General features: G+C 43.0%; 8 protein-coding genes and 1 pseudogene. All 9 read right to left on the bottom strand.

Annotated elements, in window-relative coordinates; translation table 11 throughout:
- Positions 1-281: 281 nt before the first annotated feature.
- Positions 282-1537 (bottom strand): annotated as a pseudogene (gene purD / locus J416_RS08665) (phosphoribosylamine--glycine ligase).
- A 183-nt stretch (positions 1538-1720) separates the two neighbouring features.
- Positions 1721-3256 carry a bifunctional phosphoribosylaminoimidazolecarboxamide formyltransferase/IMP cyclohydrolase gene (purH, locus tag J416_RS08660; RefSeq protein WP_003468771.1) on the bottom strand — a complete coding sequence of 512 codons (1536 nt, stop codon included), beginning with the start codon at positions 3254-3256 and terminating at the stop codon, positions 1721-1723.
- Positions 3253-3837: a phosphoribosylglycinamide formyltransferase gene (gene purN, locus J416_RS08655; protein WP_003468769.1), complete on the bottom strand. Its 585-nt coding sequence runs from the start codon at positions 3835-3837 to the stop codon at positions 3253-3255. The genes purH and purN overlap by 4 nt, the downstream gene beginning before the upstream one ends.
- A complete protein-coding gene (gene purM / locus J416_RS08650) occupies positions 3830-4858 on the bottom strand; it encodes a phosphoribosylformylglycinamidine cyclo-ligase (protein WP_003468767.1) in 1029 nt (342 codons plus the stop codon). Before purM ends, purN begins: the two co-directional genes overlap by 8 nt.
- Before the next feature lie 64 nt (positions 4859-4922).
- Positions 4923-6335 (bottom strand): amidophosphoribosyltransferase, encoded by a 1413-nt coding sequence (gene purF / locus J416_RS08645; protein WP_003468764.1) that lies wholly within the window; start codon positions 6333-6335, stop codon positions 4923-4925.
- Complete coding sequence (purL, locus tag J416_RS08640; RefSeq protein WP_003468761.1) at positions 6311-8539, bottom strand: phosphoribosylformylglycinamidine synthase subunit PurL; 2229 nt, start codon at positions 8537-8539, stop codon at positions 6311-6313. The genes purF and purL overlap by 25 nt, the downstream gene beginning before the upstream one ends.
- Entirely contained in the window at positions 8523-9206 is a 684-nt protein-coding gene (gene purQ / locus J416_RS08635; protein ID WP_003468758.1) for a phosphoribosylformylglycinamidine synthase subunit PurQ, read from the bottom strand. The genes purL and purQ overlap by 17 nt, the downstream gene beginning before the upstream one ends.
- Positions 9203-9454, bottom strand: coding sequence for a phosphoribosylformylglycinamidine synthase subunit PurS (gene purS / locus J416_RS08630; protein WP_003468755.1), 252 nt, complete (start codon positions 9452-9454; stop codon positions 9203-9205). Before purS ends, purQ begins: the two co-directional genes overlap by 4 nt.
- Positions 9451-10164 (bottom strand): phosphoribosylaminoimidazolesuccinocarboxamide synthase, encoded by a 714-nt coding sequence (purC, locus tag J416_RS08625; RefSeq protein ID WP_003468753.1) that lies wholly within the window; start codon positions 10162-10164, stop codon positions 9451-9453. Before purC ends, purS begins: the two co-directional genes overlap by 4 nt.
- Positions 10165-10167: the final 3 nt, after the last annotated feature.

Raw genomic sequence — 10167 nt, 5'->3', positions numbered from 1 at the left:
AGGTTTCCTGGTAAATCCTCGATTACTGGGAAATCTTCTATCTAGCATCCACTGTTTTCCCGGTAAATCCTCGATTACTGGGAAATCTCCCACCCAGCATCCGCAGATTTCCTGGTAAAACCACAATTACTGGGAAATCTTCTATCTAGCATCCACTGTTTTCCCGGTAAATCCTCGATTACTGGAAAATCTCCCACCCAGCATCCGCAGGTTTCCCGGTAAAACGCTTATTACAAAAAAACTCCCATGACAAATGACTCGTCATAGGAGCAGAATCTCAATTATTTTAACGATCCGATGTCACTGCGATAAAAGAAGGCATCAGTTTGATCGAATCGCTCGAGATATTGATAAATTTCTTGCTGTGCTTTTTCTAATGTATCTTCCACAGCACCCACGAGAAGAACACGTCCACCGGTAGATTGATAGCCACCATTTTCTGCTTGAGCAGTTCCCGCATGAATCACATAAACATCTTGATCGGTGTCATCTAATGATGGTAGTTTGACTTGCTTTTTATATGTTCCAGGATAACCAGAAGAAGCGACGACTGTACCAATTGCATATGCATCTTTCCACTTCAATTGCGGATCTTTCCCTGCAGTCACATCTTCAATCACTTGTATCAAATCATTCTCTAATAACGGGAGAACCACCTGCGTTTCTGGATCCCCAAAACGAGCATTAAATTCGATTACTTTCGGACCTTCTTTCGTTTCAATCAACCCGCCATATAACACGCCAGTATATGGACGTCCTTCCTGTTTCATCCCTTTTGCCACAGGTTTCAAAATCTCTTCGACCGCAAAATCCACGTGTTCATCAGCTAAATCGGGTACAGGGGCATATGATCCCATGCCACCCGTATTTGGTCCTTCATCATGATCAAACGCTCGCTTATGATCACGGGCAGGTACCATTGGATACACATTTTCTCCATGAACAAACGCAAATAAAGAAAATTCTTTGCCTTCTAAATATTCTTCGATGACGACTCGACTGCCTGCATCGCCAAATTGGTTGTCGATTAACATACGCTCAGCTGCTTGAAGCGCTTCTTCTTCCGTCATCGCGACAACGACACCTTTTCCAGCAGCTAAGCCATCCGCTTTGATTACGATTGGCGCTCCTTCTTCACGAATATAGCTTTGGCTTTTTCTACATCGGAAAAAGTGTGATACTTAGCTGTCGGAATTTGATAGTTTTGCATAAATGCCTTAGCAAAATCCTTACTGCCTTCGATAATCGCTGCTTCCTCAGATGGACCAAATACTTTCAAATTTCGATTTCTAAATACATTGACAACCCCTTTGGTTAGAGGAACTTCTGGCCCTACGATTGTCCAGTCAATGCCATTTTCTTGAGCAAAATCAGCGAGTTCTTCTAGTGCGTCATCTTTTATCGCAACACACGTGGCATCTTCAGCAATCCCACCATTTCCAGGCGCCGCGAAAATTTCAGTCACGCGCTCGCTTTCTTTTAATTTTTTCACGATAATATGTTCACGCCCACCGCTTCCTATCACAAGAACCTTCATGTTTTCCTCCTTAAACGAACCGAGATGATCGATCATTTTTTTGCGAAAGTGATATTAATCTTGCGAAAATCACATTAATTTTGCGAATCTACTAATAATTTTGCGAATCTAGCAATAATCTAGCGAAAACTTCATTTTGCTGTTGAAAAGGATTCTCGCCTCGACGAGAATCCTACAATTTCATTAATGTTTAAAGTGGCGCATTTTCGTAAAGACCATCGCAATGCCATGTTGGTTACAGGCATCGATTGAATCTTGATCGCGCTTCGAACCGCCTGGCTGAATAATCGCTTTAATGCCTGCTTTCGCCGCATTTTCTACCGTATCTGGCATTGGGAAAAAGGCATCAGAAGCCATGACCGCACCTTCTGCTTTTTCACCTGCTTGTTCAAAGGCTATTGCTGCTGCTCCCACACGATTCATTTGTCCTGCGCCAACGCCTAATGTGCTATCCCCTTTGGCTACAACGATCGCATTCGATTTCACGTGCTTAACAACTTTCCAAGAGAACAATAACTCTTCCATCTCTTTTGCCTCAGGCTTGCGGTCTGTCACTACTTCTAAATCATTTGCAGTGACACTGCCATGATCGCGATCTTGTACGAGTAAACCACCAAGTACACTCACGACTTTCTTCGTATCATCCTCATCAGCTTTCATTGGTGTTTCTAATAGGCGAATATTTTGCTTTTCCGTTAAAATCGCAAACGCCTCTTCAGAGAAACTCGGTGCAATGACGATTTCTAAGAAAATTTCTTTCAAATGTTTAGCCGTTGCTACGTCTACTTCTCGATTTAAAGCAACAATGCCACCAAAGATAGATACCGGATCTCCTTCATATGCTTTCAGATAAGCATTCTCAATCGTATCACCAATACCGACACCACAAGGATTCATATGTTTCACGGCAACCGCTGCTGGGTTTTCGGTAAATTCTAATACGACCTCAAGCGCTGCATTGGCATCTTGAATATTGTTATATGACAACTCTTTGCCGTGGAGCTGTTTTGCGCTAGCAATCGAAGCCCCTTTGACGTTTCCTTCTTTATAAAAGGCAGCGTTTTGATGCGGATTTTCACCATATCGTAAAGACTGCACCTTCTCAAATGTTTGGGTAAATGTTTCAGGATCTTCTTCATTCGTAATATCAACAAAATAATTAGCAATCATGGCGTCATAATTAGCTGTGTGACGGAATACTTTGGCTGCTAAATTTTTGCGAAAATCAACAGTACCGCCATTATTTCCGAGCTGTTCGAGCACTTGGTCATAATCAGTTGGGTCAACTACGACCGTCACATCACGGAAGTTCTTGGATGCGGCACGAAGCATTGTTGGTCCGCCAATATCAATGTTTTCGATCGCATCTTCTTCAGTGACATCTTCTTTAGCAATCGTTTCTTTAAACGGATATAGATTGACAACAACAACGTCAATCGGCGCGATTCCTCGTTCCTCTAATTGACTGACATGAGATTCTTCATCACGGCGAGCCAACAATCCCGCGTGAACATACGGGTGAAGCGTTTTGACACGTCCGTCTAATATTTCATCAAAATTCGTTACTTCGGACACACCTAAAGCAGATAACCCTGCATCTTTTAGCTTTTTCAACGTGCCTCCTGTTGAAATCAGTTCATACCCTAATTTTTCTAAGCCTTCTGCAAATGGAATGAGATTCGTTTTATCCGATACGCTAACTAACGCACGTTTTTTCACTGTGATTCTCCTCTCGCTATCAATTTTTGAATCGTTTCTGGATAGAGGCGATGCTCCACTTGTTGGATCGCTTGTTGCAAGTCATCACGTGTCATCTTATCGGTTACGTTGACCGCTTCTTGGGCAATAATCGAGCCAGTATCCATTCCTTCATCAACATAATGAACCGTAACACCAGATATTTTGACACCAGCCTCAAATGCTTGTCCAATAGCATCTAGACCAGGAAACGCTGGTAAAAGGGACGGGTGTATATTGATGATCTTCCCTTCAAATGGTCGCAACAGCGTATTTCCAATCAAACGCATATACCCAGCTAAGACGATCCAATCAATTTTATGTTCCTGTAACACATTGACAATCTTTTCTTCAAATGCGTTTTTGTCACGATATTGTTTCGGTTCAAATACAAAAGTAGGCGTCCCTTGTTGTTTTGCCTTTTCGACTACCTTTGCATTTGGTTGATCCGACACAAGTAACGCGACCTCTGCATCTAGTTTACCATATTTCACTGCCTCTGTTATCGCGTCATAATTGCTCCCCGTACCAGAAGCAAACACAGCTAGTTTGGCTTTAGGCATTGATCAGCTTCACCCCAGTTTCTGCAGTGACTTCTCCGATCAACGACGCCGACTCATCTATGTCACGTAACAATTCTAGTGCCATCTCTGCTTCATGCGCCTCGACGACGACAGCCATGCCGATTCCCATGTTGAATACACCGTACATATCTTCTTCATGTACATTCGCTGTTTCTTGTAAATAGTGAAAGATCTTCGGTACTTCCCAACTACCTTTTGTCAATTGAACACCGAGATGATCAGGTATAGCTCGTGGGATATTTTCGTAAAATCCACCGCCCGTAATATGACTAATTCCTTTAATCGTAAGGTTTTGCTTTAATTGTTGAATCGCTTTGGTGTAGATTTTGGTTGGTTCCAGTAACGCATAGCCTAATGTTCGGTCGATCGACGCAATATGATCGTCATACGCGAGATCATTCTCTTCTACGATTTTCCGAACGAGTGAAAACCCATTCGAATGGACACCGCTCGAACCGATACCAATCATTTTGTCCCCTGGCTGGATTTTATCACCTGTGATGATGTCTTTTTTATCACAAATACCGACGACAAAACCGGCCAAGTCGTATTCATCCTCGTCATACATGTCGGGCATTTCTGCCGTTTCACCACCGATCAGTGCCGCGTGGCTTTGTTCACATCCATCAGAGATCCCTTTAACAATTTGCTCCATCTTTTCTGGTTGGTTTTTTCCACATGCAATATAGTCTAAGAAAAACAGCGGATCTGCACCTTGAGCAACGATATCATTGACGCACATAGCAACTAAATCGATGCCGACAGTGTCATGCTGATCCATTTCAAAAGCAAGTTTTAGTTTTGTTCCAACGCCATCTGTTCCCGAAACGAGCACAGGTTCTTCATAAGAAAATCCACTGAGATCAAATAGTCCACCAAATGCGCCAACACCACCTATTACTTCAGGTCGATTAGTTTTGGCAATATGTTTTTTCATTAAATCAACGGCTTGATATCCTGCTTCTACATCAACGCCTGCATTCTTATATATTTCACTCATGAACGAAACTCCTTTATATAGACTCTGTTATTTCATTTTGTGAACAGAGACGTTAAAAATATCATTAATCCTTATACGCTGGAATAATTGTTTCCGGATAAATTTCAGTTGGATAGTTTCCAGTAAAGCAAGCTTGGCAAATGCCATGAGCTTCTGTATCTCGTTCATTAACAAGGGACTGTTTCAATCCATCTGTCGTTAAAAATGCCAGCGTATCCGCCCCAATCAGCTCGCGCATCTCTTCAATTGAATAATTTGAAGCGATCAATTCAGATTTCGTCGACGTATCGATGCCGTAATAACAAGGATTTTGGATTGGTGGTGACGCAATTCGCACATGCACTTCGGTCGCACCCGCTTCTTTTAATAGCCGAACAATTCGCCGACTCGTCGTACCGCGAACAATCGAATCATCGACCATGACGACACGTTTTCCTTCCACAATTCCTCGTACCGCCGATAACTTCATTTTAACCCCTTGCTCACGGAGTTCCTGTGACGGTTGGATAAACGTACGCCCGACGTAACGGTTCTTGATTAAACCAAGTTCATACGGAATGCCCATTTCTTCAGAAAAACCAATCGCCGCCGAAATACTAGAATCTGGAACACCTGTGACGACATCTGCCTCAATTGGTGATTCTGTAGCGAGTTGCTTGCCCATTGTTTTCCGACTTGCATGTACATTCAACTCGTTCAGATCACTATCCGGTCGAGAAAAATAGACATATTCCATCGAGCACATCGTACGTTGCAATGGCTGCGTAAATTGCTTCGTACGGAATCCATCATCATCAATGACAATTAATTCACCCGGGTGCACCTCACGCTCATAAGTCGCACCAATGAGATCAAATGCACACGTTTCTGATGCCGCTACGTAAGCGTCACCTAAGCGGCCGATTGATAACGGACGTAAACCTCGTGGGTCAAGACCAATAAACAGCTGATCATCCGTTAACAGTGAAAATGCATAAGCCCCTTTGATCATGCCAAGAGCAGAACTAATCGCTTCTTCCATTGGCATATTGCCACTTCGTTTCACCAAATGGGCAATGACTTCCGTATCTGAAGTGGTTTGCAGGATACTCCCTTGTGCTTCTAATTGATTTTTTAACGCATGCGCATTCACGAGATTTCCGTTATGAGCGAGTGCCATACTATTTCTTTGCGAACGGAAGACAAGAGGCTGGACATTCTCATATCCACCGCCACCTTGTGTTGCATAACGCACATGGCCGACTGCTGCGTGACCGTTCAAACGAGAGAACTCTCCCTCTGAGAAAACATCATTAATTAATCCGACACCTTTGTGGGCATTCATATTCTCTCCATCTGTTGTTACAATGCCTGCACCTTCTTGCCCGCGATGTTGCAAGGCATGTAATCCATAATACGTCATCTCCGCTGCTTTCTCATGACCCCATATCGCAAAAACACCACATTCTTCATTTAGTCCTTTGATTTCAGCAAGCACGGAATAGCTCCTTTCCACAGTTGTTGTAATTCTTCCACTTGTTCGTTCACAATGAGATGATCCTCATGATTTACGGTTAGCTGTCCATTCTTGGTGACCGTTCCAATCGGCTTAGCATCTGCTACTTCTTTTTCAAATGCCTCACGCTTTTCGTTCGGGACAGAGACGAGGAAGCGAGATTGTGTTTCACTAAATAAGGCTGTTGTCACATCACCTTGTAACGACACATCAGCACCTAGCTCTTTATCATTAAACAAACATTCTGCTAAAGCTACAGCGAGCCCTCCTTCGGCTACATCTTGAGCAGACGCAACTAGCCCATCTCGAATCGCTTGTAGTAATTGCGTTTGACGTTGTTCTTCCGTGTCTAAATCAATGCCCGGCGCTTGCCCGAAATAACGACCTTCTAAAAGATTTTGCAACTCACTACCACCGAATTCTGGCTTGGTTTCACCGATCACATAAATCCAATCACCTTCTTGTTGAAAATGAGATGGCGTAATATGCGCTAATGACTCTTGCATACCAACCATTCCGACAACAGGTGTAGGAAAAATGGCTTGATCATTTGATTCGTTGTAAAGTGACACATTTCCACTAATCACTGGCGTATTTAGCTTCGTACTGGCTGCGCTCATGCCTTCTACGCTTTTTTCCATCATCCAGTAATTTTCGGGCTTATCCGGGTTACCAAAGTTCAATCCGTCCGTTAATGCAAGTGGCTTAGCACCTGAAGCAACAAGATTACGCGCCGCTTCTGCTACAGCAATTTTTCCACCTGTTTCTGGATCTAAATAGATATAGCGTGAATTACAATCAGTCGTCATCGCAATCGCTTTGTCATATCCGCGCACACGCGTTACCGCCGCACTCGAACCTGGCGAAAATACGGTATTAGCTTGCACCATAAAGTCGTATTGATCATAAACATACTCTTTACTCGCAATCGTCGGTTGTTGCAACAATTGACGCAATACATCCGCATGATCCGCAATTTCTGGCTTGTATGCAGACATGCTTTGATTTTCTTGATAAAAGTCAGGAACCTTGGCTTCTTTGTAAAAAATCGGCGCATCTTCGGCTAAATTATCAACTGGAATATCCGCTACAACCTCTCCTTTATGCAAGAGACGGAACTGTTTATCGTCGGTTACTTGACCGACCGCAACGGCTTCTAATCCGTATTTCTTAAAAATATCCACGATTTCTTGCTCTTCCCCTTGCTTCACGCATAGAAGCATACGCTCTTGGGATTCAGATAGCATCATTTCATAAGCCGTCATGTGATCCTCACGTTGCGGGATATCATCTAAATTCATTTCCATACCCATGCCAGCTTTACTAGCCATTTCACTAGCAGAAGATGTTAGACCAGCCGCTCCCATATCTTGAATACCGACTAAGGCATCAGATTGAATCACTTCCAAGCAGGCTTCAATTAATAATTTTTCCATAAAAGGGTCGCCAACTTGAACATTGGATCGTTTACTTTCAGAATCTTCTGATAAATCTTCTGAAGCAAATGTCGCCCCGTGAATCCCGTCACGTCCTGTTTTTGATCCCACATACATAATCGTATTGCCTTTACCCGACGCGATTCCTTTCTGAAGATCTTTCGTATCGATTAAGCCGACACACATGGCATTAACGAGCGGATTGCCTTGGTAACTATCATCAAACTGAACTTCGCCACCGACTGTTGGGACACCGACACAATTGCCATACCCTGCAATCCCATGCACCACTTCGTCAAACAAATACTTCACTCGGTTGTTATTCAAATTCCCAAAACGTAGCGAATTTAATGAAGCAATCGGACGAGCGCCCATTGAGAACACATCACGAATAATACCGCCAACACCTGTAGCAGCACCTTGATACGGCTCCACCGCAGACGGATGATTATGACTTTCTACTTTAAAGACGACCCCTTGACCGTCCCCAATATCGACAACGCCTGCACCTTCACCTGGTCCTTGTACGACTTGTTCACCGTCACTTGGGAACTTTTTCAGAAGTGGTTTCGATGTTTTATAACTGCAATGCTCCGACCACATGACTGAAAAGATGCCGATTTCGGTAAAATTCGGACGACGACCCATAATCTCTTTAATCATGTCATATTCTTGATCGGTTAACCCCATTTCTTGATAAATTTTATCTGTTTCTACCTTTTCTGGGGTCATTTCAGGCGCCTGCAACATAGTGTTCCCTCCAGTTTACTAGAATCGATTGAAATAATTTCAGTCCATCATCACTGCCTAAACGAGACTCTACTGCTCGTTCTGGGTGTGGCATCATGCCTAAGACATTGCCTCGTTCATTGATAATACCAGCTATATCACCGATCGAACCATTCGGATTATTTTGATAAGTGAACACAATTTGGTTGTTTTCTCGTAATCTAGTAAGCGTCGACTGATCACAGAAATAATTACCTTCTTGATGTGCAATCGGGACGGAGATGACTTCGTTTTGTTCATATTCAGACGTAAATAACGTTTGGTGATTCTGAACGACAAGTTGTTCAAAATGACACATGAACTTTAAATCACGGTTGGTGAGCATCGCACCTGGTAAAAGGCCGGACTCGAGCAATACTTGAAAGCCATTGCATACCCCAAGGATTGGCACACCTTTGTCAGCTTGGTCTTTTAATTGAGTGACGATATCTGTCGTTGACGCAATCGCACCAGACCGTAAATAATCGCCATAAGAAAACCCGCCCGGAAGCAGAATCGCATCATATCCTTCAAGATTTGACCCTTCATACCAAACCAATTCTGCTTCTTCACCGAGGGCGTTTTGGGCCGCATAATACATATCACGGTCACAATTCGAACCCGGAAACTGGATCACTGCGAATTTCACGAGGTAACACCTTCCTCTACGGTATACTCATAGTTTTCAATGACCGGATTAGCGAGTAACGTGCGACACATCTCTTCGATTTGTTGTTCAATATGTTGATCGTCTTCTACTTTCAACTCAAGATATTTTCCCACACGTACTTCTTGCACATGGTCATAACCTAAGCGGCTCAGTGAACCTTGAATCGCTTTTCCTTGAGGGTCTAATACACCTTCTTTTAATGTTACATGTACTTTTACCAGTTTCATGATAATGCCTCCAGTCGTTGTAAAATCGTTTCATATACCGTCATTAAATCGCCTAAATCTTCACGAAACACATCTTTATCCATCTTTTCACCCGTTTTAACATCCCAAAGTCGGCACGTATCTGGACTTACCTCATCGGAAAGGACAATTTCACCAGCTGCATTTCGGCCAAACTCAAGCTTAAAATCAACGAGTTGCAAATCAACTTCTTGAAACAAAATTTGCAGACGCTGATTCACCGTTAATGCCATTTGCTTGATTTGATCCAACTCATCGCCTGAAGTATCCGTCAATAGTAAGGCATGGTCATCATTAATCAATGGGTCACCGAGTTCATCATTTTTATAACAAAACTCTATCACAGGCGGATTTAGTTCTGTTTTCTCAGAAATACCAATTCGTCTGACAAGACTTCCTGCGGCTACATTACGGACGATCACTTCTAATGGGATAATCGTCGTTTTCTCAACAAGTTGTTCTGTATCATTGAGCGCTTTTTTGAAATGGCTTGGAACACCATGCTTTTTGAGGTGATCAAACACTCTCGCTGAAATTAAGTTGTTGTAGCGTCCTTTGCCTTGAAATTCGGCCTTTTTTTCCCCGTTAAAGGCGGTCGCATCGTTTTTGTACGATAATACAAGTGCATTCTCATCATCTTGTACCGTAAAGACTTGCTTGGCCTTTCCTTCATATAGCAGCTGGTCCTTCATCCT

Source organism: Gracilibacillus halophilus YIM-C55.5, from assembly GCF_000359605.1.
GTDB classification, from domain to species: Bacteria; Bacillota; Bacilli; order Bacillales; family Amphibacillaceae; genus Gracilibacillus; species Gracilibacillus halophilus.
Note: the sequence above shows the minus strand (reverse complement) of the source record. Positions and strands in the feature narration are given on the sequence as shown.

What these genes read in the sequence shown, in the direction of transcription:
- purN (WP_003468769.1), bottom strand. Translation starts at nt 3,837, where the DNA reads ATGCCTAAAGCCAAACTAGCTGTGTTTGCTTCTGGTACGGGGAGCAAT.
- purM (WP_003468767.1), bottom strand. Translation starts at nt 4,858, where the DNA reads ATGAGTGAAATATATAAGAATGCAGGCGTTGATGTAGAAGCAGGATAT.
- purL (WP_003468761.1), bottom strand. Translation starts at nt 8,539, where the DNA reads ATGTTGCAGGCGCCTGAAATGACCCCAGAAAAGGTAGAAACAGATAAA.
- purS (WP_003468755.1), bottom strand. Translation starts at nt 9,454, where the DNA reads ATGAAACTGGTAAAAGTACATGTAACATTAAAAGAAGGTGTATTAGAC.
- purC (WP_003468753.1), bottom strand. Translation starts at nt 10,164, where the DNA reads ATGAAGGACCAGCTGCTATATGAAGGAAAGGCCAAGCAAGTCTTTACG.